Genomic DNA, 25,534 nt, shown 5'->3' on the forward strand with positions numbered 1-25,534 from the left:
TACGGCTTCAATTTTGAATTCTTCAGTGAAATTTTTGGCTGACATAAACACTCCTTCATTGAGCCTCCATTATGAGGCAAAAAAGTGTCTACGAAACCCGGGTCTATTCAACCACAGTGAAAGACGGTAGCACTGGTTCCTGACATCTGGAACTCGTGAAGCTGGCCAAGTTGAGGCTGAGCGGGGGCTGGTCTGAGCACTGGCGTTTTAGTGGCTAGAAACCTTTATTGAGCAGGAAGTAAAGACTCGCTTACCGCGTCTCTTTCGGCATCAGCGGCGTTAACCACCTGATGAAAACGAATATAACCTAGCTGTTCCGGTGTGAGACCGCTCAGTCGCAACTCAATGGTGTGTTCGGTTTTTGGCAAAAGAGAAGCGCTAATAGCGACGGGCTGTGACAAAACGTCCGCAGTTAATGGCTGGCCTGTCGTTGGATCCAATTGTCCCCACTCAACGTTGGCGCTCATGGCTGGGAGCGGTTGGTCTGTCAGGCTACGGATATGCAGCAATGCCTGAGATCCATTCGCTTCACTGGAGATATCGGTCAGTGAAACCCCAAGTTTGCCGACGCTGCTGTTCAACACCGCAGGCGTATTGGCAGCCGGCAACAGGTAAACGCCGTTAAGCGAGCGGCGGTTCAGCGTGTTTTGCTGCTCTACGGCTAATGCTTGATTGGTCAGGGTTTGCAGTTTTTGGCTTAGCTGGCCAACCTGATTTTTCAGCGCGGGAATCTCTGGATCCTGCGCACAACCGGCCAGTACTATCACTGCGGCCAATAAACAAATTCGAGGATAACTGGTTGTCATCATAATGATTTCCTTTTCAGTATATCTATCATCTAGCTTAGCCCCGATAAATGGGAAAGTCATTGCCAGGTCGAGGTCTTACACATAATTTCACCAATAACTGCGCAACGCTACGCAACAAATGGGCTTGAGCCTTTGTTGTCGTGGCACTTCGCGGTAAACTGTAGGCAAATTTGGGAACAATTATCAGGAACTGCTATGCATTGCCCATTTTGTGCCGCCGTTGATACCAAAGTGATTGACTCCCGTCTGGTGGGTGATGGCTCACAGGTTCGCCGTCGCCGCCAGTGTCTGGACTGTAATGAGCGCTTTACCACTTTTGAGGTCGCCGAGTTGGTGTTGCCTCGCGTGATCAAAAGTGATGATGTTCGCGAACCTTTCAACGAGGATAAGCTGCGACGCGGGATGTTGAAAGCGTTGGAAAAACGCCCCGTTAGCTCGGACGACGTTGAAATGGCCATTAGCCATATTAAATCCCAACTGCGGGCCACCGGCGAACGTGAAGTGCCAACCAAAATGGTGGGTAATCTGGTGATGGAAGCGTTGAAAAAACTGGATAAAGTCGCCTATATCCGCTTCGCATCGGTTTATCGTAGCTTTGAAGATATTCGTGAGTTTGGCGAAGAAATTGCCAGATTGCAGGACTGATTCTTTCAGAGTGGGTTCTTTCCGTAGAATTTAAGGATTAGCATGCATTCCGACCAGATTTATATGGCCCGAGCTTTTGAACTGGCGCGTTTAGGGCGATTTACGACTTCGCCAAACCCTAACGTTGGCTGTGTGATCGTTCGGGATGGTCAGATCGTCGGAGAAGGTTACCATTTTCGTGCCGGTGAACCTCATGCGGAAGTACATGCGTTACGCATGGCAGGAGACGCCGCTAAAGGTGCGACCGCTTATGTTACGCTAGAACCTTGCAGCCATCACGGGCGCACGCCTCCCTGCGCGGATGCGCTTGTCGCTGCGGGGATTCGGCGGGTTGTTACCGCGATGCAAGATCCGAATCCTCAGGTCGCAGGGCGCGGAATGTATAGGCTCAAACAGGCGGGTATCGAAGTCGTGGATGGGGTGATGCTGGCCGAAGCCGAGGCGGTTAACCTTGGTTTCCTGAAGCGTATGCGTACCGGATTTCCTTATGTTCAATTGAAAATGGGGGCGTCGCTGGACGGTAAAACCGCCATGGCATCCGGGGAAAGTCAGTGGATTACTTCTCCGCAGGCCAGACAAGACGTTCAGCGTTTTCGAGCCCAAAGTTCGGCGATTCTTAGCACCAGCGCAACGGTGCTGGCTGACGATCCTTCGCTGACCGTACGTTGGTCGGAACTGGATGCAGAAACCCAACGAATTTACCCGCAATCGGCGCTACGACAGCCAACTCGTATTATTCTGGATAGCCAGAATCGCGTTGCTCCAACTCATCAGGTGGTGCAGCAGGAGGGAAACTGCTGGCTGGCAAGAGTCAAGGCCGATCAGCAGCCGTGGCCGGATAGCGTCGAGCAGGTATTGCTCCCACATCACGGTAACGGCATCGATTTGGTCTTGCTGATGATGCTACTTGGCAAACGCCAAATTAACTCGGTCTGGGTGGAAGCCGGGCCACAGCTGGCCGGCGCATTATTGCAGGCTGGCTTGGTCGACGAACTTATCCTCTATGTCGCGCCCAAATTACTCGGTGATAGCGCCCGTGGTTTATGCCATTTGCCCGGAATGGATCAACTTTCCCAGGCCCCCGAGTTCAGCTTTAGTGAAGTGCGGCAGATAGGCCCTGATTTACGATTACGCCTAAAACCGAGGTATTAACCCCAATTTATGGTAGGAGATTTTCCTACCGGTGGCCGTCTTGTCGGGCGTTTTACAAATGCGCAGGCGCAGGCAGCGAAAGAATATGATAGAATCCGCCCCCCTGCGGGGTATGAACCGATATTGAGGAAAGCTATGAACGTTATCGAAGGTGTTGTTGCTACTCCTACTGCCCGCGTGGCGATTGCGATTGCGCGTTTTAACAACTTTATCAATGACAGTCTGCTGGAAGGCGCAATTGATGCCCTGAAGCGCATTGGTCAGGTCTCCGACGACAACATTACCGTTGTTTGGGTGCCGGGTGCCTATGAGTTGCCGTTGGCTGTTAATGTGTTGGCAAAAACTAATCGTTATGACGCGGTTATCGCTCTGGGTACTGTGATCCGTGGGGGCACTGCGCACTTTGAGTTTGTTGCTGGTGAAGCAAGTTCTGGCTTGGCAAGCGTTGCCATGAACAGCGATATCCCTGTGGCTTTCGGTGTTTTAACCACTGAAAGCATTGAGCAGGCTATTGAGCGCGCTGGTACTAAAGCGGGTAATAAAGGTGCAGAAGCTGCCCTGACCGCACTTGAAATGATTAATGTAATCAAAGCTATTAAAGGCTGAATTTAGTTAAGTTAAGGGGAATTCTGTGAAACCTGCTGCTCGTCGCCGCGCTCGTGAGTGCGCTGTTCAAGCGATCTACTCATGGCAGTTGTCTAAAAACGACATCGCTGATGTTGAATTACAGTTCCTGTCGGAGCAGGATGTCAAAGATGTAGACATCTCCTATTTTCGCGAGTTGCTGTCCGGCGTTGCGGTGAATGTAACCGCGCTGGATGCTGCAATGGCGCCGTATCTGTCACGCCAACTCGAAGAATTAGGTCAGGTTGAAAAAGCGATTCTGCGTCTTGCGATTTTTGAACTGAGCAAACGTGATGATGTCCCTTATAAAGTGGCAATCAATGAAGCGATCGAACTGGCCAAAATTTTCGGCGCTGAAGATAGCCATAAATTCGTTAACGGCGTGCTGGACAAAGTTGCTCCAGTCGTGCGTAAACGAAAATAATCGCATTACATCAACGATATAAATTAAGGCCGGTTTCCGGCCTTAATTTATATATCGGCTAACCTTTCTGGAATTGTATTATGGCATGTGGCGAATTTGACCTCATTGCTCGCTACTTTGACCGGTTCAGGAGTAACCGCCGGGACGTGGAGTTGGGCATTGGCGATGACTGTGCGCTACTAACAGTCGGTGAACGACAACTGTTAGCGGTCAGCACAGACACCTTAGTGTCAGGCGTCCATTTCTTACCGGATATTGACCCGGCAGACTTGGGCTACAAGGCTTTAGCGGTAAACCTCAGTGATTTGGCAGCGATGGGCGCGGACCCTGCCTGGCTTTCTTTAGCACTTACCCTCCCTGATGTGAACGAATCCTGGCTACAGGCATTCAGTGACAGTCTGTTTGACCAACTCAATTACTATGGCATGCAGCTTATCGGCGGTGATACCACCAGTGGGCCGTTAAGTATGACGCTGACTATTCAAGGGCTTATTCCTGCGGGCAGGGCGTTGACCCGATCCGGCGCCAGAATTGGCGACTGGATTTATGTCAGTGGCACCTTGGGTGATAGCGCGGCTGGCTTAGCCATTCTGCAAAATCAGCTGCGGGTTGAAGATGCGAAGGATCGGGCTGAACTGATCAATCGTCATCTGCGGCCACAGCCACGGGTTCTGCAAGGGCAGGCATTGCGGGATTTGGCTAATTCAGCCATCGATATTTCCGATGGGTTGGTTTCCGATCTACAGCATATTTTGAAAGCCAGCAACTGCGGTGCACGTATCGAGCTGGACGCCCTACCTTATTCAGATGCGATGAAAAATCAGGTTGATCCTGAGCAAGCGCTGATTTGGGCACTCAGCGGCGGTGAAGATTACGAACTGTGCTTCACCGTCCCTGAAATCAATCGTGGGGCGTTAGATGTGGCGCTCAGCCACGCCGGAGCGGGCTATACTTGTATTGGTCAGATAGCTCCTTTATCCGAAGGGGTGAAGTTCTTTAGCGATGGCAAACCTGTTGACGTCGGTTTGCGCGGTTTCGATCACTTTACCAGCCAAGGCTAACCATGGATGAGGCGAAGAAACGTCTGCGATTAACCAATCCCTGGCATCTGCTGGCGACTGGTTTTGGTAGCGGTTTATCGCCGTGGGCACCGGGCACTATGGGGTCGATTGCCGCCATTCCATTTTGGTTGCTGTTGATCCAATTGCCTTGGCAACTTTACTCTCTGGTCGTGATGTTTAGCATTTGCATTGGCGTTTATGTTTGTCATCGAACCGCTAAAGATATGAAAGTTCACGATCACGGCAGTATCGTCTGGGATGAGTTTGTCGGAATGTGGATCACGTTGATGGCATTACCGGTGAATGACTGGCAGTGGGTGCTGGCGGGGTTTGTCGTTTTCCGTATTCTGGATATCTGGAAACCTTGGCCAATCCGTTGGTTTGACCGAAATCTTCATGGCGGTATGGGTATTATGGTCGACGATATCATTGCTGGCGTGGGGGCGGCGGCAGTGATTTATTTTATCGGGCACCAATGGCCTTTAGCGCTTTTTGGCTAATACCAGAACAACTCATAGCATGGCAAGTCACTAAAAAATTTAGCTTTCTTTCCGTGGTGTGGGTTAGGTTTATCTGATGAGAATATGCTAAATAGAAAAGGGCATAGCGTTTAAGCTGTGCCCTTTTGCGTGATATCAGCCCCAATTATGGGTAATGGCCGATTAAGCTAGCCAGTCTTCAATTGTCTTCTGAATACCCGCTGCGCTTAAACCAAATTCGGCGCGCATTTCATCCTGCTCACCTTGCGGAATAAAGCGATCGGGTAAACCGATATTGAGTACCGGAACTTGCTGGCGTTTTGCCATTAACAGCTCGTTAATACCACTGCCAGCGCCACCCATGATTGCATTCTCTTCCAGCGTAACCAGTAAATCGTGACGGGCTGCCATTTCTAATACCAGTTCTTCATCTAACGGCTTGATAAAGCGCATATCCACTAATGTAGCATTCAGATTTTCTGCCACCTGCTGCGCTTCAGAAAGCAATGTACCGAAGCTCAGAATTGCGACTTTTTCACCCTGACGACGCACAATACCTTTGCCGATAGGAAGAGCCTGTAATGGCTCTAAAACTGCGCCAGTACCATTCCCGCGAGGGTAGCGTACCGCCGCTGGACCGTCGTAGTGGTAGCCGGTAAATAACATCTGGCGGCATTCATTTTCATTGCTTGGCGCCATGATGACCATATTAGGAATGCAGCGCATAAATGATAGATCGAAAGCGCCCTGATGGGTTTGTCCATCAGCGCCGACGATACCGCCGCGATCGATAGCGAAGAGTACCGGTAGATTAGGAATGGCCACATCGTGAATCAGCTGATCGTAAGCTCGCTGCAAGAAAGTCGAGTAGATCGCTACAACCGGTTTATAGCCACCAATCGCCAGACCGGCAGCGAAGGTCACCGCGTGTTGTTCTGCTATGGCCACATCGAAGTACTGCTGCGGGAATTCACGGGAGAACCGCACCATACCAGAGCCTTCGCGCATAGCAGGGGTAACGGCCATCAGTTGGCTGTCTTTTTCAGCCGTTTCACACAGCCAATCGCCGAATATTTTGGAATAGGTGGGTAAATCGCTTTTGCTTTTTGGCAAAGTACCTAGCGCAGGATCGAACTTAGGTACCGCATGCCAGCCGATAGGATCTTTCTCCGCTGGTGCGTAGCCTTTGCCCTTTTTGGTCATAATATGCAGAAGTTGCGGCCCTTTGAGGCTACGCATATTTTTCAGCGTTTGGGTTAAAGCTTGTACGTCGTGGCCATCAACCGGGCCGATATAATTAAAGCCGAGCTCTTCAAACAGCGTACCCGGAACCACCATACCTTTCAGATGTTCTTCAGTACGTTTGAGTAGTTCTTTAATCGGCGGCAGGCCGGAGAAGGCTCTTTTTCCTCCTTCGCGCAGCGTGGAATACAGTTTTCCGGATAATAATTGGGCCAAATGATTATTCAGCGCGCCGACGTTTTCAGAGATCGACATCTCATTGTCGTTGAGCACGACCAGCATATCCGGATTGATATCACCGGCGTGGTTCATGGCTTCAAACGCCATACCTGCGGTAATCGCGCCATCGCCAATCACACAGACGGTACGGCGGCCTTTACCCTCACGTTCGGCGGCCACGGCCATACCTAAGCCGGCACTGATAGACGTGGATGAATGCCCGACGGATAACACGTCATATTCGCTTTCATCACGCCAAGGGAAAGGATGTAAACCCTCTTTTTGACGAATGGTGGCAATACGATCGCGTCGACCGGTTAGAATCTTATGAGGATACGCCTGATGACCGACATCCCACACCAGATGGTCGAACGGCGTGTTATAGACATAGTGCAAGGCCACGGTCAGCTCAACCGTTCCCAACCCTGACGCAAAGTGGCCGCTAGAACGGCTAACAGAGTCGAGTAAATACTGTCGCAGCTCATCGCATAGCTTGGGCAGGCTTTCTTTTGGCAGTAAACGCAGTTCCTCGGGGTTCTCCGCAAGTGCCAGTGTCGGGTATTTGGCTATATCAAGACTCATTCGATGCTCATATCAGAGGTGTTTACGTAGGCTGCTGCATTACCATTCCCGGCAGGGCAGTGCCGGGATCAGAAATCGTCTGAACACCGGTGCGCTGGCGGCAGAATATTATTCTGCACGAGTAACGCCTACTGGATTAATTGTTTCTAATTATCGCGTTCAATTATAAAACTCGCTAGCGCCCGCAGTGAGGCGGTGTCATACGACATTTCAGCCAAAGCATCCAGCGCCGCCAGAGCTTCGAGATAAAGATCTCTGGCTTTGGTTTGGGCTGCTTCCAGACCCAGTAGGGCCGGATAGGTGCTTTTGCCTAACTGTTGGTCTGAACCCTGGCGTTTGCCTATTGTAGCGGTATCACCGATAACGTCTAAAATATCGTCCTGAACCTGGAAGGCGAGGCCAATGGCATCGGCGTAGCGATCTAACTGTTCCAAAGCCCGATGGCCGGGTTTTCCCGCAGCCAATGAGCCCATGCGCACCGCGGTACGGATCAGCGCGCCGGTTTTATGACGATGAATTTGCTCCAGCTCCGTCAGTGAAATATGGCGCTCTTCTGCTGCCAGATCCAAGGCCTGTCCGCCACACATTCCGGCTACGCCGCTGGATTTTGCCAGTTCGGACAGCATGCTGACGCGATCCTGCATGGCGACGTCCGGCATTGGCGCATCGGCTAAAATGCTAAATGCCAGCGTTTGCAGGGCATCGCCGGCTAAAATCGCGCAGGCTTCGCCAAATTTGATATGACAAGTTGGCTGACCACGGCGCAGATCGTCATTGTCCATCGCCGGCAAATCGTCATGTATCAAAGAATAGGCGTGTATACATTCTACCGCTGCCGCTGGCGCATCCAGCGTCGAGAGCGACAAACCGAACATTTGGCCGGTGGCGTACACCAGATAGGGGCGCAGTCGTTTACCGCCCAACAACGTGCCATAACGCATTGCTTGCACTAGCTCGCTGTCGTTAAACGGCAGCGGTGCAATAAAACTCAGTAATGCATCATTAGCTCGTTGTTGATATATCGCCAACTGCTCTGTAAAAACAACGGGTTGGTTCATTTCGTTCTGATGGGACATGTTTATTCGGTATCCGGCGTAAAAGGCGTCAGCGGCGCATCGGTGTCATCACTGAGCAATATCTGAACCCGTTGTTCTGCCTGCAACAGCGTTTGCTGGCCTTGACGAGCCAACTGTATGCCGCGTTCGAATTCGTTAAGCGCATCTTCCAACGGCAGTTCACCTGACTCCAGGCGGGTCACAATTTGCTCCAGCTCGCTGAGTGAAGTCTCAAAACTGGCGCTACTTTTTACGGTAGCCTCTGGCTTATCCGTAGCTTCTGGTGATGCAGCTTTTCTAGGCATATTTTATTTTCAACGTTAAGTTGGCGTCATGGGGCCGGTGGGCCACTCTCGGTTTTGGGCTATTGTAACGAATTATGCCGAGCAAATCGTGGCGTTTGCTTCGGGTTTTATTAAGCAGATATCCACTATATGGTGATATACTCCGCGCCTTGAATATTATTGGTAAGGCAGACAGCCCGGAGTTAGCCTTAACGATAACATCGTCCATTTACTCAGTGACTCGCTATTTACCGCTGCGTCGTCCGGTCATTTTGACTCAACAGTATTGTTCTTTCGATAGCAACCTAATTCACTCATCATACTAGACAACTAAAGACCGCCATGAAGTTTATCATTAAATTGTTCCCAGAAATCACCATCAAGAGTCAAACTGTGCGTTTGCGCTTCATTAAGATTCTTACTACCAATATTCGCAACGTGTTGAAACACCTTGATGACTCGCTGGCGGTGGTTCGTCACTGGGATCATATTGAAGTGCGTACCAAAGATGAAAATCTTGGCCCCGCGATCTGTGACGCTTTAACCCGAATTCCCGGTATTCACCATATTTTGGAAGTGGAAGACCGTAGTTACACCGATCTACACGATATTTTCGAGCAAACGCTGGAAGCTTATCGTGACACGCTGGTGGGCAAGACCTTCTGCGTGCGGGTAAAACGCCGTGGTAAGCACGAGTTCAGTTCCGGCGAAGCAGAGCGCTACGTCGGCGGCGGTCTGAACCAGCATATTGAGACGGCTAAAGTGAAACTGACTGCGCCTCAGGTCACGGTCAATCTGGAAATCGATCAAGATAAACTGGTGCTGATCAAAGCTCGTCACGAAGGTTTGGGCGGTTTCCCTATTGGTACGCAGGAAGATGTTTTATCACTGATTTCTGGCGGTTTTGATTCCGGCGTGTCCAGCTATATGTTGATGCGCCGCGGCTGTCGGGTACATTACTGCTTCTTCAATCTTGGCGGTTCAGCTCATGAAATTGGCGTAAAACAGGTGGCTCATTATCTGTGGAACCGCTTCGGTAGCTCTCACAAAGTTCGTTTTGTGGCGATCGATTTTGAACCTGTGGTTGGGGAAATCCTGGAGAAAGTCGAAGACGGTCAGATGGGCGTAGTGCTGAAGCGCATGATGGTGCGAGCGGCTTCTCAGGTCGCGGAGCGCTATGGCGTGCAGGCGTTGGTAACCGGTGAGGCGCTGGGGCAGGTTTCCAGCCAGACGTTGACCAACCTGCGGTTGATCGATAACGCATCTGACACGCTGATTCTGCGCCCGCTGATTTCCCATGATAAAGAACACATTATCAATTTGGCGCGCGAGATCGGTACCGAAGACTTTGCCAAAACCATGCCGGAATACTGTGGTGTGATTTCTAAAAGCCCAACGGTTAAAGCGGTGAAAGCTAAAATAGAGGAAGAAGAGTCGCACTTTGATTTCTCAATTCTCGATCGTGTAGTGAGCGAAGCGAAAAACGTGGATATCCGCACTATCGCCGAGCAAAGCCGCGAACAGGTGGCTGAAGTAGAAACCGTAGCAGAACTGGCTGATACCGATGTGGTGCTGGATATTCGCGCGCCGGATGAGCAGGAAGAGAAGCCGTTGGTTTTGGCTCCGGTAGAAGTACGGACCTTGCCTTTCTATAAGTTAAGCACTCAGTTTGGCGATCTGGATCAGAGCAAAACCTATTTGCTGTACTGTGAGCGTGGCGTGATGAGCCGTTTGCAGGCGCTATATCTGCGTGAGCAGGGCTACAAGAACGTAAAAGTTTATCGTCCATAACTGAGACGGTATCTGATTCTGAAAGGGCGCTAATGCGCCCTTTGTTATTTCCGAAAGCTAATAGCGATAGTCTTTTTTATCGATGCCGTATTTCTTCATCCGTAGATAGAGCTTTTTGCGCGGTACTTGCAAATACTCTGCTACGTCGTTAATTCTTCCCTGATGGATATTTAGCGCCTCATTAATTATCTTCAGCTCATACTGTTCAATTCGTTCATCCAACGGGCCACAGTCAGTTTCAGTCACCCATTCCATGCTGGTTTCGGTCAATGGCATCACGCCAACGGCAAATAATTCTGCCGCGTTTAATAACTCTCGAATATTTCCCGGCCACGGACGGCGACACAACCTTTTTACGAAAGCCTCACTCAGCTGTGGCTGCTGGCGATCCAGACGTTTACAGGCATTTTCCAGATAATGGCGGAATAGTACCTCAATATCGCCAGGGCGCTTTGCCAAGGGTAAACACTCAATATGGCTAAGAGAAAATCGATAGTAGAGTTCGGGAACCAGCAATTGCTGAGCGGCCAACTGTGCAGGTAAGGAGTTGCTCAAAGCAATTAAACGGAAATGACATTCTTCAGGGTTTTGCAGTTGCGCCAAAGCACGCTGTTGCTGGCTGGCGAGCCGTTCAATGTTTTTTACTACCAATGTACCGTTCTGTACCTGATTGATGTAACTATTGAGGTCGATATTCTCATCGCTGGTAGGATCGATGATGATCAACGGATTATTGCGGCGTTGGCTCAGTTGGTGCAGATAGCGTGCCGCCAGAGAGCGGCCGGTTCCCAGCTCACCGTAAAAAAATACCGGCACATCAATATCGGCCAGCATCTGCAGGCGTTCTCTTAGTTGCCGAACCCAACCGCTGTTGCCCAACAGATGTTCGCTAAGCTGCTCCCGCTGCCAGTGACGACGAGCAATCAGAGCCTGTCTATCTGCCAGCGCCAGCTGAACGCATTGCAGTAATTTTTCCGGATTGACTGGTTTTTCCAGAAAGTTATAGGCACCTTTTTTCACCGCCTCCACCGCCATGGGAACATCGCCGTGGCCGGAGATCAGCAATATCGGCAGATGACGATCTTTGGCGAGCAAAATTTCCAGCAGAGCCATGCCGGAAAGGTTTGGCATACAGACATCGCTGATGACCATACCCTGCCAATCGGTGGTAATAAGTTCTGCTGCCGCCTGCGGTGAGCTGTATGCCGCTACCTGATAACCTTCTTGCGTCAGGATCTGGCAATAGGCGTCCAGCACATCAATATCGTCATCAATCAGTAAAATTTGCTGTTCATCAGTTAACATGGCTCAGACTCCTGAATTGCAATATCACCATTCCGTGGTGGTCTAATGTTGACGCCAACCGCAGCTCTCCTGCGCACTGCTCCATAATGGACTGGCTAATCGATAGACCGATACCCAGTCCCACTTCTTTGCTGGTCGTAAAAGGTTTAAGCAATCGATCCGCCAGCGCTAGCGGCCAGCCCTGACCATTATCTCGCAGAGTCAGCAATAGATTTTCTGCCTGTTGTTCGAAAGAAACCTCAATGATTGGCGGATGTTGAGCGCTGGCTTCTAGCGCGTTGGTCAATAAGTTGACCAACACTTGCTGAATACGAATATCGTCGCCGTATACCAAAGGGAAACTTTCTGGCTGGATGAACCGCGCCTTGAGTGGACGATGACGCAAGGATAAAAGATCCCAGGCCGCATCCAGATTGGCTCGTAGATCGATGGGGTGTAACTGTTGATGTGCATCGCTGCGACGGGAGAATTGTCGTAGCTGCTTAATAATATTCACAATACGCAGAATCAAACCGCGCATTTTATCCAGATTGGCCTCCAGCATGGCGTTATCGCCGTTTTTAAGCGCTTTTTCACTGCTGAATAAATACAGCGACAGGGCATTGAGAGGCTGATTTACCTCATGAGCAAGGGTGGTCATCGTCTGCCCGACTACCGCCAGTTTAGCCGCCTGAATCAGTTCATCTTGCGCAGTACGTAAATCCTTCTCAATGAGCCGTCTTTCATCAATCTCTTGTTTAAGCTGATTTTTTTGCTGATTAATCTGGCCGATGGTGCGGCGCAGTAATCCAGCAATTCGCCCCAGTTCGTCCCCTCCGTAGACCGGAATAGTTGTATCCAGTTCGCCGCAGCCTAAACGCGCTACCGATTGATTTAACAGGGTAAAGCGTTTGATCAAGCGTGAGCGAATATAGAAATGATTGAGCGTAAAGGCAAACAGCAGAGCCAGGAGGGTTGCGACAATAATCAGCAGGCCGCTGATGCCCATAATATCGCCGAGGCGTTGATTGAAGGTTTGTAACTGCTGGTGGCTGTTGCCCAACTGGTTTTCAATCTGACTGCGAAAGCGAGTGAGGGTTTGCTCTTTCGCATTCACGGTTTCCTCCAGCAATGCCAGCGCCGTTGCCCGTTCTTGCAAAATAGCCGGCATTTTTAGCTCTGCGGTGCCTAAATTGAGCAATTCATCGATAGTCTGGCGCAGAGTGATGGTGCTGGGATGTTTTGCCAACGATTGCATGTTGGATTCCGCAGTTTGCTTTAGGTAGCTCAGGTAACGAATGTGATTATTCAGGCTATCAATATTCGGATTGGCCAGCTGTTCGCGCAGATCGTCAACCACCTGAGTTTCAATGTGCGCAAGGGCGTAAACCAGCTGTAATTCATCCTGAACATTGCGCAGCGTACTTTGCAACTGGTGATTTTTTTCCAGACTGGTTTTCTGCGTTAATTGATCGATGAGCGAGCCTTGCTGCCAGCTAATATCCTGAGAAAGCGACGTTAGCTCGGTATTGAAATCATCGTGAAGCCAGTTAATCCGTGCTGCGAGCTCGGTGATCTTTTCTCTGGCGAGGAAATTACTGTATAGCGCACTATCCAATCGAGAAAGCAGTTCCCGACTTCGGGTCAACGTCGTTGCCAACTGGCGCTGGCTGTCCGGTGTCAGACGTCGGCTGGCCATTTCGATGGTATCCAGCCGATGAGCAATCTGATCGCGCATTTGAATACGCGCCGTTGTGTTGGGGGCATGCTGGAATTCATTCAATTCCTGAATGAGTGCATTCAGATTTTCTTCCAGCTGAAAGGACGCCTGAATTTTAGGAAAGTAATCATCCAGCGCATAGCGAATCTGGCTACTTTGGGCGTGCCATGAATACAAACTGACGGCGCTGACAAACAGAGTCAGTATTGCACCAAAGGCAAATGCCCAGCGCAAAATAGAGCTGATAGTGATGCGATAGAAAAGCGGGTTCATTTCAGCGATTCCAACTGTTGGATCGCCAAATGCTGCTGTTTTTGGAAGAACTGTTGCCAAATCATTAGCTCTGACTCCATTGCGTTATCCGGCCCCTGGTTAAAGCGTTGCAGATAATCCATATCCACAGCCTGCTGCGGAGTGACGGGTACGGCGGTCAGCAATGCCCGGATTTCCGGCAGAGGGCGTTTTAGACGAGCTTCGGCGCTGTGCAAAGCTTTCCACGCATCCTGTAGCTGGTGCAGGCGGAAAGTGATCGCGGTATCAAACAATTGCTGCACGAGTTTCTGCCGTTGCAGGATCTGGCGATAATCCAGCGGCGTTTGCTGTAATAAGCGCTGTTGCTGTTTGGCGCGCGGATCTTCAACGGGTAACGGGGAAACTGGATACTTGCCGGTATCGGTATCTGAAAGTGCTTTTTGCCCGCTGTCACTCAGTAGAAAATTGATGAAACGGGCGGCGTCGGTTTGGCGCGAGCTGCCTTTCGTCATGGCGATAAAAGTCGGTGAAGCGCCGCTTTCAGGAAAGTAACTGAAACTGAGCTGCGGGTCTTTTAGCAACAGAGTGGCGTAATTATCGATAATGGGGCCGGCAAGGCCGAGTCCGGTTTTGATTTTATTGGAAACGCCAAAACTGCGGGAAGAAATTGTGGCCAGATTACCGGAAATTTCCAGCAGGGTTTCCCAGCCTTGCTGCCAGCCCCGTTGCTGTAGCAATGTTTCTATCATCAAATGGTTAGTGTCGGAGCGAGAAGGGCTGCTCATTAAAATCATCCCTTGATAGCGGGCGTCTTTTAATCCGTCCCAGGTGACCGGCGTGGGTAAATGCTTTTCTTTTAAGCGTGCGCTATTGGCCAGAATGCCATAGCCGGAAATGGCTACCGCCGCCGTGGAGCTGCGGATGGATTCTGGAACGCGTTGCTGATTATGTACTGCCAGCGTAGGCAAGGTAGCCAAACGCTGATGATCCTGCAAATGCTGCATCAACATCGGGGATGAGGTCAGCACCAAATCGATATTTTCCCCCATTGGCGTATCCAGTAAACGCTCTAGGGAAGAGCTAGTGCGATTTAGCGTTCGAATAGAAACTGCCTGCGGCTGTTTATGCCATTGCGCAATGATATGCGCGGTAGCTTCGGGGGAGAAGGTGGTGGCAATAACCAATTCATTAGCGTAACTCGCGGGAGCTAAACTCAGGGCAATAATTAGGTTCAAGAGAATGTTGCGTAAACTTTGCATCTATTTATTCGCCCCGGTTAATGTGTGATTAATATCAAATAAATAACAAATAAATATATTTATAGCGATGGCCGGATTGTTCCAATTTGTCCCATTTTTGTCTTTTTTAACGCGTAAAAATAAAGAAAGACAAAAATGAGTTAATTTTGACTCATAAATTTTGGGTTGTTGTGTCAATTTTGAAACATATCCCTTAGGTTGCACCAATTCGTCAGTCGCTGCATGCTGACTGCGAAACATAATGACGCAGTGGCGCTGGGATTATCAACTGCTTTGTAGTATCAGACACTTTATTTTATTCAGACAATGTCTGCGATAACAGACTTATTGGCTTCAACGCCAGGGAAATCCATTTTTCTAAATAACAATTTAATAATAAATCTTTAAGGTGAACTATGCTCTCATTTATGAAACCCAAGATAGCAACCCATAAAGTTCCCGACGATAAAGTAATAGCTACATATAATCGTTATCGGGTTCAGGCGTTGTTCAGTATATTTATTGGTTACCTTTCCTACTATATTGTGCGGAATAACTTCACGCTTTCTACACCTTATTTAAAAGAACAATTGCACTTAAGCGCCACGGAAATTGGCATGCTAAGTAGCTGTATGTTAATTGCCTACGGTATTAGTAAAGGCATCATGAGTAGTTTGGCGGATAAGGCCAATCCCAAAGTTTATATGGCAATGGGTTTGCTACTGTGCGCCTTGGTCAATGTAGGATTGGGGTTTAGCGGCGCATTCTGGCTGTTTGCCGTATTAGTCATCTTTAACGGTTTCTTCCAGGGAATGGGAGTCGGGCCTTCCTTTATTACTATCGCCAACTGGTTCCCGCGTCGTGAGCGTGGCCGGGTGGGGGCTATCTGGAATATTTCCCATAATGTAGGCGGCGGCGTGGTCGCACCTATCGTCGGCGGCGCATTCGCAATTTTAGGCAGTGAGCACTGGCAAACCGCTAGCTATATCGTGCCTGCCATTATTGCGGTGATTTTGGGGTCAATGGTATTGCTGTTGGGCAAAGGTTCTCCGGTTAGTGAAGGCTTACCTCCGTTACAGGAAATCATGCCGGAAGCCTTGGTGATTGAGCCAGTTAAAGCCGGGCAGAAAGCACCGGAAAATATGTCTGCATTCCAGATTTTCTGTACTTATGTACTGAAAAACAAGCATGCCTGGTACGTGTCTTTCGTAGATGTTTTCGTTTATATGGTGCGTTTCGGTATGATCAGTTGGCTACCGATTTATCTGTTGACTGAAAAACACTTCACCAAGGGCGAAATGAGCGTGGCTTTCCTGTTCTTTGAATGGGCGGCAATCCCTTCTACGTTATTGGCCGGTTGGTTATCGGATAAATTCTTCCGCGGCCGTAGAATGCCGTTGGCGATGATTTGTATGGTGATGATCTTTATCTGCCTGATCGGTTACTGGCAGTGTGATTCCCTACTGATGGTGACTTTCTTTGCGGCTATCGTCGGTTGTCTGATTTATGTGCCTCAGTTCCTGGCTTCAGTGCAGACCATGGAAATCGTACCGAGCTTCGCCGTAGGGTCAGCGGTGGGCTTACGCGGCTTTATGAGCTATATCCTTGGAGCCAGTTTGGGTACCAGCCTGTTTGGCGTAATGGTCGATAGAGTGGGTTGGCACGGCGGGTTCTACTTGCTGATGGGGGGGATTATTTGCTGCATTATCTTCTGCTATCTGTCCCATCGCGGCGTGCTGGAACTGGAGCGGGAACGCAAAGATCAGCAGGTACGTTTAGATAAAGAAGCATTAGCTTAATCTTAGGGTTAAAACAGCCGTTCAGCGTCGAACGGCTGCTATATGAATCAGTTACGGTAATTAAAGATGCCCGGCGGCAGAATAAGCTGACGGGCGACTTCCTCAGCTTTTTCCCTTCCCAATAATAAAAAGATGATTTTTAATGCAAAGTCGATAGAGGTTGCCGGCCCTTGGCTCGTAACCAGATTGACTCTACGATCGTAGACCACTCGCTGATCCATCCATTTATTCGGTGAAATTTTATCTTTCAAGCCGGGATAACCGGTCATATTCCCGATGGGGAATAGGTTATGGTGTTCTAACACCAAAGCCGGTGCCGCGCAAATGGCTGCGACCAGATGGCCTTCATTATGAGTTTGCCGCACTTTTTCGACCAGCAGCGGGCTATCACGGAAACATTCTGCCCCTTTTATTCCGCCGGGTAATACCACTACGTCAAATTGTTGATCGGCCACATCGACCAGACGCGTATCTGCCACCAGTTTTACACCGCGAGAGCAAGTAATTACTAACTCTCCATCACCGGCTACGCTTGCGGTCGTCACTTCAAAGCCGCCACGTACCAGCACATCAATGGTGGTGACCGCTTCGGTTTCTTCACTCCCAGGTGCCAGGCAAACCAGTGCCGATACGCTCATACACATTTTCCTTTCGTTTAATCGAATCGTACAGGCGTGAATTTTCCGGCAGCGTCATGCCGTGACTGCGCGCCCGACGTAGTAAATAGCCGGTGATATAGTCGATCTCTGTATGTCTCTGCGCACGTAAATCCTGAAGCATGGAGGAGACGTTATCAGCCGTACTTTGAATCACTTCCTGCACATAATAAAGCAGGCTTTCGGTGGAGGTATGGAAACCTTCCATTTCCATTACATCGGCAATTTCTGCGCATAATCGCGTTACCAGCTCAGGATAACGCTGTAGGTCACCGTTTCGGCACTCATACAGGCCGGTAAGAGGATTGATAACGCAGTTGACCGCCAGCTTATGCCAGCAGGCGGAGGAAATATCATTGTGCCATGCGACGTCCGGCAGGGCGTGGTGCAGTATATCCGCCAGATAACTGACATCTTTGCCGGGGGCAATCGCGGGGCCAATATGAGATATGCCGCCGGCAACGTGGATAATGGTATTGCCGTCAGGTCGCGCTGCATGAGTCGTTACGCCGTGCAGGAAAGTATTTACCGCGTCCGGTAACTCTTCCTGCGTACCCATTCCGTTATGCAAGAGCAAAACCGTGCAATCCGGATTGAGTTTAGGCAGTAGGGTGGTTACCGCGCTGGAAACTTGCCAAGCTTTCAAACATACCAGCAGTAACTCGCTTTCTGCTAAATGCTGCGGATCGTTGGTGGGCAGATTTTGATTGAATTCGTCACCTTCAAGGGTGATGACATTCACCGAACAGTAGGGTTGAGGCACTCGCAACCAACCCTGAACATCATGGCCTTGTTGGTACAGAGCCGATAACCAAAGCTGCCCGAGCGCACCGCAACCAAGAACCGTAATCTTCATAACTCTCTCCCTGGTGTAAACGGAAAACGCGCTAAATATTTATAAGTGTTATGCTTGGATTATAGACTTTTTCTTCATTAAACGCTGAGTTAGCTACGTTCTGTGGCGAAAATGCGAACAGCCAGCGGCTTGATTTTGTCTACGACGATAAAGCGGTTATTATGCTTGCCATTCATCTTATATGGAGGAGGGAATATGCCATCTTTCGACATCGTTTCTGAAATTGATATGCAGGAAGTGCGTAACGCAGTAGAAAACGCCACCCGCGATCTGGCAAACCGTTGGGATTTTCGTAACGTCCCAGCTAGTTTTGAATTAAATGAGAAAAACGAAAGTATTAAAGTTGCCAGCGAATCTGATTTTCAGGTGGAGCAGTTGCTCGATATTCTACGGGCGCAACTGAGCAAACGTGGCATCGAAGGTGCGGCGCTGGAGATTCCGGAAGAAATGGATCGCAGCGGCAAAACCTACAGCGTGGATGCCAAGCTGAAGCAGGGCATTGAAAGCGCGCAGGCCAAGAAGCTGGTTAAGTTGATCAAAGACAGCAAGCTGAAAGTGCAGGCGCAGATTCAGGGTGAACAGGTTCGCGTAACCGGTAAAGCGCGTGACGATCTGCAAAGCGTAATGGCACTGGTTCGCGGTGCAGATTTGGGGCAACCGTTCCAGTTCAATAACTTCCGCGACTAAGCTCAAAGTCTGATTGCTGATAACAGTAATAAAGGCTGCTGATTGATAAAGAGGAACAAATGCCCATTTACAGCTTTTGTTCCTCATCTCATCATCGATGCTTCTTACACAGCGTTAACCAGTTGTTCTAACTGATATCGGTTCGTTTTCTTGATATCTACTTTCACATAAGCGCTGCGTTCTGCCGCTACGACTATCGCTTCGGTCACGCCTGGCTGCGCTTTAATTTTATGTTCCAAGGCCGAATCTTTAGCCGCTAATTCGGACAGCGTGATGCGTAAGCTACTGACATAAGGAGGTTCCTGCATCGTTGCGCTAACGGCAAACCACACCAAAGCAATGACCGAACCGGCGATAAACACCACTCCCGCACCGTCGAGCCCGAATAACCAACCGCCCAAACTGCCGCCAATGGCTACGCCGATAAACTGGCTGGTAGAGTAAATTCCCATCGCCGTACCTTTGTAGCCAGCGGGAGACTCCTTGCTAATCAACGAAGGCAAAATTGCCTCCATCACATTGAAGGCAATAAAGAAGAGTTGCACACCAGCGATAATGCCCCACAGGTGTTCACCGGATGCCCACATCACTACTTCGGCGATCAGCAATACGGCCACACAGCCCATAAACACCTGTTTCATCCGGCGTTTGACTTCGGCATAAATAATAAATGGTACTACCGCCGCGAAGGAAACCAGCATTGTCACCAGATAAACCTTCCAATGCTGTTCGGGCAGTAAGCCCGCTTTGGCCATGGCCTGAGGCAGGGCGACAAAGCTCGACATCAACAGAATATGCAGGCACATAATGCCGAAATTAAGTTTTAGCAACCGGCTGTTTTTCAATACTTTATTGACGCTGCCTTTTACTATGCTGGATTCGCGATTTAATACATGGGTATCCGCAGAAGGCACCACTGCCAACGTGATAACGATGCCCAGTAACGCCAGTACCGCTATGCCCCAAAATAGTGCATTCAGGCCATAGGCGTGGGTGACGATTGGGCCGAGTACCATAGCAATAGCGAAAGTAATACCGAAGCTAACGCCAATAAATGCCATGGCTTTAGTACGATTTTGTTCGCGAGTCAGATCCGAAAGCAAAGCCATCACTGCGGCGGCAATAGCACCAGAACCTTGTAATGCCCTGCCGAGGATAATGCCCCAAATAGAATCGCTCATGGCAGCAATCACGCTACCCAGCGCAAAAATCAGTAACCCGCCAACGATCAGAGGTTTACGGCCAATACGGTCGGATATTAATCCGAAAGGAATCTGGAATATTGCCTGAGCCAGACCGTAGATACCGATAGCAATACCGATCAGTGCTTCACTGGCTCCGGCCAAAGCCATGCCATAGGTGGTGATCACCGGCAGCACCATGAACATCCCGAGCATGCGCAGTGAAAAAACCGTTCCCAGCCCCCAGGTTGCCCGGAGCTCTAACGGAGTCATTTTGTTATCGTTCATTACCACCTCAAAAAAACTTATTGCACTATTGTAATGATTTTAGTGCCAACCGGTAAATCTATTGATGTTTAGAATATATTACAGCCAGAGTGAGTATCTTCCGGAAAAATAGAGTTTATCAGACGGTTGATAGGTGTATTCAAAACGAGAGGAATATACAGTCTGATGGCAAAATCAGGTATGAATAAAACAGGGTAGGGTAGAAAAGAGGAAGCGACCGGCTGGAAACCAGCGAGGCCGCTTCATGGAACTTTCGGTGTGCTTACCCGACGTAAGTCAGTAATGCAGCAGATGACGGAACGTTGAAGTCTACAGACATCATTACACTCAATGAAGTAATCGCAATGATTGAGAATACGAAGAGTTTTCTCGCCCATACGCTGTCATTCGTTGCTTTGTAGCCACGCAGAGCCATTCCCAACCACCAGACGCTGACTGCCGCTGCGACTACCAGATATTTATATCCGGCGTAGCCGCTGAGAGTCAGCATCAGTGTTGCTACCATAAATGCCAGAATATACAGGGTGATATGGTTTTTAGTGACCGATATCCCTTTTATAACTGGCAATACCGGAATATTCGCCGCTTGGTAATCTTTAAAGCGGAATATGGCGATCGCGTATGAATGCGGCATCTGCCAGATGCTGAAGATCAATAACAGGATCAATGCGCCGGTATCAAACTGGCCTGTCACCGCGCAGTAGCCGATAACCGGCGGAGCCGCACCGGACAAGCTGCCTATCAAAGTGCCGTATACCGACTTACGCTTCATGTAGAGGCTGTAAACCCCGACATAGATAATGAAACCTATGACGGCCAGTGCCATTGCTAACACATTGGCCGCCACATAAAGCAACAGCATGCCCGCAATACCCAGTACCGATGCATAAATCAGGGTTATCTTCGGTTCGATAAGGCCTTTTACCAAGGCCCGGTTCTTCGTTCTCTCCATGATGCAGTCGATATCACGGTCGATATAGTTGTTAAATACACACCCGGAGGCAACAACTAACGAAACACCGATTAGCGTGGCGAGAAAAAGGGGGTAATCAATATCGCCTTTAGAGGCGAGGAGGAATCCCCCAACGACAGAAATTAAATTGCCGAAAATAATTCCTGGTTTAGTTACTTGCAGGTATTGCTTAATCATCACATGCAGCTCTTTAGTCAACCATCATATTGATGTTGAGGTTGTACATAATCCACAGCGAGCCCACAACAACGATCGCGATAATCATTACGGTGAACAGGAACGCCACCAGGTTCCAGCGCTCTTCTGACTTACCATTCATATGCAGGAAGTACACCAGGTGTACGATAATCTGCACCACGGCAAGGGTCACAACCGTTGCCAGAATCATGGTATGAGAAGCGGTGCCCTGCATAACCATGACAAACGGAATGACTGTCAGAATTACTGACAGAACGAAGCCGATTATATAGGACTTCAGGCTGCCGTGGCTTGCTCCACCGTGACCAGTAGTTGAATGACTCATTTACATGGCTCCTAACAGATAAACAACGGTGAATACGCAGATCCACACCACGTCCAGGAAGTGCCAGAACAGACTCAGGCACATCAGGCGCGTTTGATTGGTAGGGTTCAGGCCGCGTTTCGCTACCTGAATCATCATAATGATAATCCAAACCAAACCAGTTGTTACGTGAATACCGTGAGTGGCAACCAACGCAAAGAAGCTAGACAGGAACGCACTGCGATCCGGGCCGTAGCCTTCAGCGATCAGGTGATGGAATTCATAGATTTCCATCGCCACGAAGCCCAGGCCGAACAGGAAGGTCATACCCAACCAGAGATTTACCTGATTTTTGTTGCCTTTGTTCATACCCAGCATGGCCATGCCATAGGTAATACTACTAAACAGGAGCAGGAAGGTTTCGACCAAAACGAAGTTCAGGTCAAAAATGTCCTTACCTGTAGGGCCGCCAGCGGTCCCGTTTACCAATACTGCATAGGTTGCGAACAAAGTCGCAAACAGAATACAGTCGCTCATCAGGTAGACCCAGAAGCCAAAGACCTTGGTGGCTCCCGCATCGTGGTGCCCATGCTCTGCATGGGCTACGTTGTGGTTAGTCAGAGTTTCAGTTGACATGATTCACGCCTGCTTTTCTGATTTGTTCATGGTGAAGATTTTCAATGCGCTCAACTTCTTCTGCCGGCACATAGTAATCCACATCTTCGTCGAAGCTTTTCACGATCCAGGTGACGATCATGCCAACGAAGCCGGCGATAGCCATCCACCAGATGTGCCAGACCATGGCGAAGCCAAAGATCAGACTGAAAGCTGCAATGATGACACCCGCGCCGGTATTCTTCGGCATGTGGATCTCTTCATATTTAGCCGGACGCTTGTAAGCTTCGCCTTTCTCTTTCATGTCCCAGAATTCATCACGGTCAACAACTTCAGGCACTACGGCGAAGTTATAGAACGGAGGTGGGGAAGAGGTAGACCATTCCAGCGTACGTGCATCCCACGGGTCACCGGTCAGATCGCGGTTTTGTTCACGGTCACGCACACTGACGAAGACCTGAATAACCTGACACAGAATACCGCAGGCAATCAGTACTGCACCGCCTGCTGCCACCATCAACATCGGGTGGAATTCAGGGTTAATATCCTGGCTTAAACGACGGGTCATACCCATAAAGCCCAGAACGTACAGCGGCATAAAGGCTACGAAGAAACCGATAATCCAGAACCAGAACGCACGTTTGCCCCAGGTTTCATTCAGCGTGAAGCCGAAAGATTTAGGGAACCAGTAAGTCAGACCTGCGAAGCAACCGAATACTACGCCGCCGATGATCACGTTATGGAAGTGAGCAATCAGGAACAGACTGTTATGCAGTACGAAGTTCGCACCCGGTACGGCTAACAGAACGCCGGTCATCCCACCGATGGAGAAGGTGATGATAAAGCCAACGGTCCACAGCATCGCAGAGTTGAACTGGATACGGCCTTGATACATGGTGAACAGCCAGTTGAAGATTTTCACCCCGGTCGGGATGGAAATAATCATGGTAGCAATACCGAAGAAGGCGTTTACGTTGGCACCTGAACCCATGGTAAAGAAATGGTGCAGCCAAACGATAAACGACAGAACGGTAATGGCAATGGTTGCCCATACTAATGAGGTATAACCGAACAGACGTTTCTTCGAGAAGGTCGCCGTGACTTCGGAGAACACACCGAATACCGGCAGAACCAGGATATACACTTCCGGATGGCCCCAAGCCCAAATCAGGTTAATGTACATCATCATGTTGCCGCCCATATCATTGGTAAAGAAATGGGTGCCCATGTAACGATCAAGAGTCAGTAACGCAACGGTTACGGTCAAAATCGGGAAAGAAACGATAATCAAGATGTTGGTACAGAAAGCCGCCCAGGTGAAGACAGGCATCTTCATCAAGGACATGCCAGGAGCACGCATCTTAAGAATAGTCGCGAAGAAGTTAACACCGGTCAACAAGGTACCCAGACCTGAAATCTGTAGACTCCATATCCAGTAATCGACGCCAACGCCCGGATTGTACTCAATGCCTGACAGCGGCGGATACGCCAACCAGCCAGTCTGAGCAAATTCACCGACTCCCAGAGAGATGTTGATCAACACCACCCCGACGACGAAGAACCAGAAACTTAGGGAGTTCAGGAACGGGAAGGCAACGTCGCGAGCACCAATTTGCAATGGTACGACGATGTTCATCAGACCCACCACGAAAGGCATCGCCATGAAGAAGATCATGATTACGCCGTGGGCGGTAAATATCTGGTCATAGTGATGAGGTGGCAGGAATCCTGCCTCGCCAGCCGAAGCAAGCGCTTGCTGGCTTCGCATCATGATGGCATCGGCAAAGCCACGCAACAGCATGACCATCGCTACCAGAATGTACATGATACCGATTTTCTTATGGTCAACGGAGGTCAACCATTCGCTCCACAACCATTTCCATTTGCCGAAATAAGTCAGGGCGGCAACTAATGCCAGACCGCCTAGAATAATTGCAGCAACGGTAACCATTATGATTGGTTCGTGTAACGGAACCGCATCAAGTGTTAATTTTCCCAACATCGTTTATTCCTCGGCTCCGGCGTGAGAGTGGTCGCCCATTTCCATGCCTTTGCTCATGTCCATGCCTTTATGCATGTCATCGCTCTTGTGCATGTTCATATCGCCCATAAATTTGCCAATCGTTTCTTTAAACAGCTCCGGCTTAACGCTGGAGAAATACTCAACCGGGTTATTTTCGCTCGGCTCAGCCAATTTATCGAAATCAGCAGTGGTATTCAGGGTGTTTGGCGATTTTTTCACCTGCGCGACCCACTGATCGAAATCACCCTGAGTCGGCGTAGCGATCGCAGTGAATTTCATACCAGAGAAGCCTTTACCGCTGAAACTACTGGAAATACCGTTGTATTTACCGGCTTCATTGGCAATCAGATGCAGTTTGGTTTGCATCCCGGCCATCGCGTAAATTTGTCCGCCTAACTGAGGAATAAAGAACGAATTCATCACTGAGTTGGATGTGATCTTAAAGTTCACGGGAACATCAGTAGGGAAGGCGATTTCATTGACGGTGGCAATACCTTGTTCTGGATAGATAAACAGCCACTTCCAGTCCAAAGAAACCACTTCAATAGTGATCGGTTCTTTACCTTCGACAACCAAAGGTTTGAACGGATCAAGTTCGTGAGAAGTTTTCCAGGTTATCGTTGCCAGAATAGCAATGATAATAATTGGTACAGCCCATACAACAAGCTCAATTTTGTTGGAGTGGGACCAGTTCGGGGTATAGGTTGCATTTTTGTTGGAAGCACGGAACTTCCACGCAAAGGCAAACGCCATAAAAATAACCGGAACTACTACGATCAACATTAAACCGATAGCGGTGAGTATCAGCGTTTTTTGTTCGAGTCCGATTGTGCCTTTAGGGTTCATCAATACCATATCGCAACCAGCGAGTGTTACCGTGGCTGCAAATAAAGACAACATCCCAATATTTTTAATGTATTTCTTAAGTCTCATCTAACGACCTCAATTACAAAGGGCTCTATTGTCGTTTCAGGTGTGCGGGCATTTTACGGGAAGGTTGCAGGACTGTAAACACGCTTAAGGTTGTGTCAGCGGCTTGTTGACACTTTATGTTAAGGGGGTCACAGATGTTGCTCTCTTTGATAATTTTCTA

At 49.3% G+C, this 25,534-nt stretch carries 24 protein-coding genes; 9 read left to right on the forward strand and 15 right to left on the reverse strand.

The genetic code is table 11. The features are described from left to right. Positions 1-224 precede the first annotated feature (224 nt). Positions 225-806, reverse strand: coding sequence for a DUF3251 domain-containing protein (locus tag DBA33_RS10070; RefSeq protein WP_064518162.1), 582 nt, complete (start codon positions 804-806; stop codon positions 225-227). 198 nt (positions 807-1,004) lie between these two features. Here DBA33_RS10070 and nrdR point away from each other — a divergent pair, with 198 nt between their 5' ends. The 6 genes from nrdR to pgpA all read left to right on the forward strand — a co-directional run bounded on the left by nrdR (position 1,005) and on the right by pgpA (position 5,215). Then, a complete protein-coding gene (gene nrdR / locus DBA33_RS10075; RefSeq protein WP_049598500.1) occupies positions 1,005-1,454 on the forward strand; it encodes a transcriptional regulator NrdR in 450 nt (149 codons plus the stop codon). Between the two features lie 42 nt (positions 1,455-1,496). After that, entirely contained in the window at positions 1,497-2,606 is a 1,110-nt protein-coding gene (ribD, locus tag DBA33_RS10080) for a bifunctional diaminohydroxyphosphoribosylaminopyrimidine deaminase/5-amino-6-(5-phosphoribosylamino)uracil reductase RibD (protein WP_064512199.1), read from the forward strand. Positions 2,607-2,741: 135 nt separating this feature from the next. Beyond that, complete coding sequence (gene ribE / locus DBA33_RS10090; RefSeq protein WP_064512201.1) at positions 2,742-3,212, forward strand: 6,7-dimethyl-8-ribityllumazine synthase; 471 nt, start codon at positions 2,742-2,744, stop codon at positions 3,210-3,212. 25 nt (positions 3,213-3,237) lie between these two features. After that, positions 3,238-3,654, forward strand: coding sequence for a transcription antitermination factor NusB (gene nusB, locus DBA33_RS10095; RefSeq protein ID WP_049598505.1), 417 nt, complete (start codon positions 3,238-3,240; stop codon positions 3,652-3,654). Between the two features lie 80 nt (positions 3,655-3,734). Further along, entirely contained in the window at positions 3,735-4,715 is a 981-nt protein-coding gene (thiL, locus tag DBA33_RS10100) for a thiamine-phosphate kinase (RefSeq protein WP_120806369.1), read from the forward strand. A gap of 2 nt (positions 4,716-4,717) precedes the next feature. Next, complete coding sequence (pgpA, locus tag DBA33_RS10105; RefSeq protein ID WP_120806370.1) at positions 4,718-5,215, forward strand: phosphatidylglycerophosphatase A; 498 nt, start codon at positions 4,718-4,720, stop codon at positions 5,213-5,215. Between the two features lie 162 nt (positions 5,216-5,377). On the opposite strand, the gene dxs is transcribed toward pgpA, so the two are convergent. The 3 genes from dxs to xseB form a co-directional block, all read right to left on the reverse strand. Next, complete coding sequence (gene dxs / locus DBA33_RS10110) at positions 5,378-7,237, reverse strand: 1-deoxy-D-xylulose-5-phosphate synthase (RefSeq protein WP_064512208.1); 1,860 nt, start codon at positions 7,235-7,237, stop codon at positions 5,378-5,380. A gap of 146 nt (positions 7,238-7,383) precedes the next feature. Next, entirely contained in the window at positions 7,384-8,313 is a 930-nt protein-coding gene (gene ispA, locus DBA33_RS10115; protein ID WP_120806372.1) for a (2E,6E)-farnesyl diphosphate synthase, read from the reverse strand. Between the two features lie 2 nt (positions 8,314-8,315). After that, the gene (gene xseB / locus DBA33_RS10120; protein ID WP_064512212.1) at positions 8,316-8,597 is read right to left on the reverse strand and encodes an exodeoxyribonuclease VII small subunit; all 282 of its coding nucleotides are present in this window, start codon (positions 8,595-8,597) and stop codon (positions 8,316-8,318) included. A 321-nt stretch (positions 8,598-8,918) separates the two neighbouring features. Between xseB and thiI the strand changes: the two genes are divergently transcribed. Continuing rightward, positions 8,919-10,367: a tRNA uracil 4-sulfurtransferase ThiI gene (gene thiI, locus DBA33_RS10125; RefSeq protein ID WP_064512213.1), complete on the forward strand. Its 1,449-nt coding sequence runs from the start codon at positions 8,919-8,921 to the stop codon at positions 10,365-10,367. A gap of 57 nt (positions 10,368-10,424) precedes the next feature. Here the strand turns inward: thiI and DBA33_RS10130 are convergent, their stop codons facing one another. The 3 genes from DBA33_RS10130 to DBA33_RS10140 are packed head-to-tail and all read right to left on the reverse strand — an operon-like array spanning position 10,425 to position 14,882. Continuing rightward, a complete protein-coding gene (locus DBA33_RS10130) occupies positions 10,425-11,672 on the reverse strand; it encodes a sigma-54 dependent transcriptional regulator (RefSeq protein WP_120806374.1) in 1,248 nt (415 codons plus the stop codon). Continuing rightward, positions 11,662-13,644 (reverse strand): ATP-binding protein, encoded by a 1,983-nt coding sequence (locus DBA33_RS10135; RefSeq protein WP_064512217.1) that lies wholly within the window; start codon positions 13,642-13,644, stop codon positions 11,662-11,664. Before DBA33_RS10135 ends, DBA33_RS10130 begins: the two co-directional genes overlap by 11 nt. Then, positions 13,641-14,882, reverse strand: a complete 1,242-nt coding sequence (locus DBA33_RS10140) for an ABC transporter substrate-binding protein (RefSeq protein WP_084414257.1) — start codon at positions 14,880-14,882, stop codon at positions 13,641-13,643. The genes DBA33_RS10135 and DBA33_RS10140 overlap by 4 nt, the downstream gene beginning before the upstream one ends. Before the next feature lie 395 nt (positions 14,883-15,277). On the opposite strand from DBA33_RS10140, the gene DBA33_RS10150 reads away from it, so the two are divergent. Beyond that, positions 15,278-16,660 (forward strand): MFS transporter, encoded by a 1,383-nt coding sequence (locus tag DBA33_RS10150; RefSeq protein WP_064512222.1) that lies wholly within the window; start codon positions 15,278-15,280, stop codon positions 16,658-16,660. A 47-nt stretch (positions 16,661-16,707) separates the two neighbouring features. Here DBA33_RS10150 and yajL read toward each other — a convergent pair whose 3' ends face one another. Together yajL and panE are read right to left on the reverse strand one after the other, a co-directional pair. Next, entirely contained in the window at positions 16,708-17,298 is a 591-nt protein-coding gene (gene yajL, locus DBA33_RS10155) for a protein deglycase YajL (RefSeq protein ID WP_064512224.1), read from the reverse strand. Next, a complete protein-coding gene (gene panE, locus DBA33_RS10160) occupies positions 17,258-18,172 on the reverse strand; it encodes a 2-dehydropantoate 2-reductase (protein ID WP_064512225.1) in 915 nt (304 codons plus the stop codon). Before panE ends, yajL begins: the two co-directional genes overlap by 41 nt. 195 nt (positions 18,173-18,367) lie before the next feature. Here panE and DBA33_RS10165 point away from each other — a divergent pair, with 195 nt between their 5' ends. Then, positions 18,368-18,859, forward strand: coding sequence for a YajQ family cyclic di-GMP-binding protein (locus tag DBA33_RS10165; protein WP_064512227.1), 492 nt, complete (start codon positions 18,368-18,370; stop codon positions 18,857-18,859). Positions 18,860-18,963: 104 nt separating this feature from the next. Here DBA33_RS10165 and DBA33_RS10170 read toward each other — a convergent pair whose 3' ends face one another. The 6 genes from DBA33_RS10170 to cyoA all read right to left on the reverse strand — a co-directional run bounded on the left by DBA33_RS10170 (position 18,964) and on the right by cyoA (position 25,374). Further along, positions 18,964-20,328, reverse strand: a complete 1,365-nt coding sequence (locus DBA33_RS10170) for an MFS transporter (RefSeq protein WP_064512229.1) — start codon at positions 20,326-20,328, stop codon at positions 18,964-18,966. A gap of 262 nt (positions 20,329-20,590) precedes the next feature. After that, a complete protein-coding gene (gene cyoE, locus DBA33_RS10175; RefSeq protein ID WP_064512231.1) occupies positions 20,591-21,478 on the reverse strand; it encodes a heme o synthase in 888 nt (295 codons plus the stop codon). A 13-nt stretch (positions 21,479-21,491) separates the two neighbouring features. Then, positions 21,492-21,824 (reverse strand): cytochrome o ubiquinol oxidase subunit IV, encoded by a 333-nt coding sequence (locus DBA33_RS10180; RefSeq protein WP_049598532.1) that lies wholly within the window; start codon positions 21,822-21,824, stop codon positions 21,492-21,494. Continuing rightward, a complete protein-coding gene (locus DBA33_RS10185; protein ID WP_049598534.1) occupies positions 21,825-22,439 on the reverse strand; it encodes a cytochrome o ubiquinol oxidase subunit III in 615 nt (204 codons plus the stop codon). Continuing rightward, on the reverse strand, positions 22,429-24,420 hold the full coding sequence (gene cyoB, locus DBA33_RS10190; RefSeq protein WP_120806379.1) for a cytochrome o ubiquinol oxidase subunit I: 1,992 nt from the start codon (positions 24,418-24,420) through the stop codon (positions 22,429-22,431). Before cyoB ends, DBA33_RS10185 begins: the two co-directional genes overlap by 11 nt. 3 nt (positions 24,421-24,423) lie before the next feature. After that, positions 24,424-25,374 (reverse strand): cytochrome o ubiquinol oxidase subunit II, encoded by a 951-nt coding sequence (gene cyoA, locus DBA33_RS10195; protein ID WP_064512235.1) that lies wholly within the window; start codon positions 25,372-25,374, stop codon positions 24,424-24,426. Positions 25,375-25,534: the final 160 nt, after the last annotated feature.

The organism is Yersinia sp. IP36721, assembly GCF_003634395.1.
Taxonomy (GTDB): Bacteria; Pseudomonadota; Gammaproteobacteria; order Enterobacterales; family Enterobacteriaceae; genus Yersinia; species Yersinia entomophaga.

What these genes read in the sequence shown, in the direction of transcription:
- nrdR (WP_049598500.1), top strand. Translation starts at nt 1,005, where the DNA reads ATGCATTGCCCATTTTGTGCCGCCGTTGATACCAAAGTGATTGACTCC.
- cyoB (WP_120806379.1), bottom strand. Translation starts at nt 24,420, where the DNA reads ATGTTGGGAAAATTAACACTTGATGCGGTTCCGTTACACGAACCAATC.
- panE (WP_064512225.1), bottom strand. Translation starts at nt 18,172, where the DNA reads ATGAAGATTACGGTTCTTGGTTGCGGTGCGCTCGGGCAGCTTTGGTTA.
- DBA33_RS10070 (WP_064518162.1), bottom strand. Translation starts at nt 806, where the DNA reads ATGACAACCAGTTATCCTCGAATTTGTTTATTGGCCGCAGTGATAGTA.
- ispA (WP_120806372.1), bottom strand. Translation starts at nt 8,313, where the DNA reads ATGTCCCATCAGAACGAAATGAACCAACCCGTTGTTTTTACAGAGCAG.
- thiI (WP_064512213.1), top strand. Translation starts at nt 8,919, where the DNA reads ATGAAGTTTATCATTAAATTGTTCCCAGAAATCACCATCAAGAGTCAA.
- DBA33_RS10135 (WP_064512217.1), bottom strand. Translation starts at nt 13,644, where the DNA reads ATGAACCCGCTTTTCTATCGCATCACTATCAGCTCTATTTTGCGCTGG.
- thiL (WP_120806369.1), top strand. Translation starts at nt 3,735, where the DNA reads ATGGCATGTGGCGAATTTGACCTCATTGCTCGCTACTTTGACCGGTTC.
- DBA33_RS10165 (WP_064512227.1), top strand. Translation starts at nt 18,368, where the DNA reads ATGCCATCTTTCGACATCGTTTCTGAAATTGATATGCAGGAAGTGCGT.
- xseB (WP_064512212.1), bottom strand. Translation starts at nt 8,597, where the DNA reads ATGCCTAGAAAAGCTGCATCACCAGAAGCTACGGATAAGCCAGAGGCT.
- yajL (WP_064512224.1), bottom strand. Translation starts at nt 17,298, where the DNA reads ATGAGCGTATCGGCACTGGTTTGCCTGGCACCTGGGAGTGAAGAAACC.
- cyoA (WP_064512235.1), bottom strand. Translation starts at nt 25,374, where the DNA reads ATGAGACTTAAGAAATACATTAAAAATATTGGGATGTTGTCTTTATTT.
- cyoE (WP_064512231.1), bottom strand. Translation starts at nt 21,478, where the DNA reads ATGATTAAGCAATACCTGCAAGTAACTAAACCAGGAATTATTTTCGGC.
- ribD (WP_064512199.1), top strand. Translation starts at nt 1,497, where the DNA reads ATGCATTCCGACCAGATTTATATGGCCCGAGCTTTTGAACTGGCGCGT.
- ribE (WP_064512201.1), top strand. Translation starts at nt 2,742, where the DNA reads ATGAACGTTATCGAAGGTGTTGTTGCTACTCCTACTGCCCGCGTGGCG.
- DBA33_RS10185 (WP_049598534.1), bottom strand. Translation starts at nt 22,439, where the DNA reads ATGTCAACTGAAACTCTGACTAACCACAACGTAGCCCATGCAGAGCAT.
- DBA33_RS10140 (WP_084414257.1), bottom strand. Translation starts at nt 14,882, where the DNA reads ATGCAAAGTTTACGCAACATTCTCTTGAACCTAATTATTGCCCTGAGT.
- DBA33_RS10180 (WP_049598532.1), bottom strand. Translation starts at nt 21,824, where the DNA reads ATGAGTCATTCAACTACTGGTCACGGTGGAGCAAGCCACGGCAGCCTG.
- DBA33_RS10130 (WP_120806374.1), bottom strand. Translation starts at nt 11,672, where the DNA reads ATGTTAACTGATGAACAGCAAATTTTACTGATTGATGACGATATTGAT.
- dxs (WP_064512208.1), bottom strand. Translation starts at nt 7,237, where the DNA reads ATGAGTCTTGATATAGCCAAATACCCGACACTGGCACTTGCGGAGAAC.
- DBA33_RS10170 (WP_064512229.1), bottom strand. Translation starts at nt 20,328, where the DNA reads ATGAACGATAACAAAATGACTCCGTTAGAGCTCCGGGCAACCTGGGGG.
- DBA33_RS10150 (WP_064512222.1), top strand. Translation starts at nt 15,278, where the DNA reads ATGCTCTCATTTATGAAACCCAAGATAGCAACCCATAAAGTTCCCGAC.
- pgpA (WP_120806370.1), top strand. Translation starts at nt 4,718, where the DNA reads ATGGATGAGGCGAAGAAACGTCTGCGATTAACCAATCCCTGGCATCTG.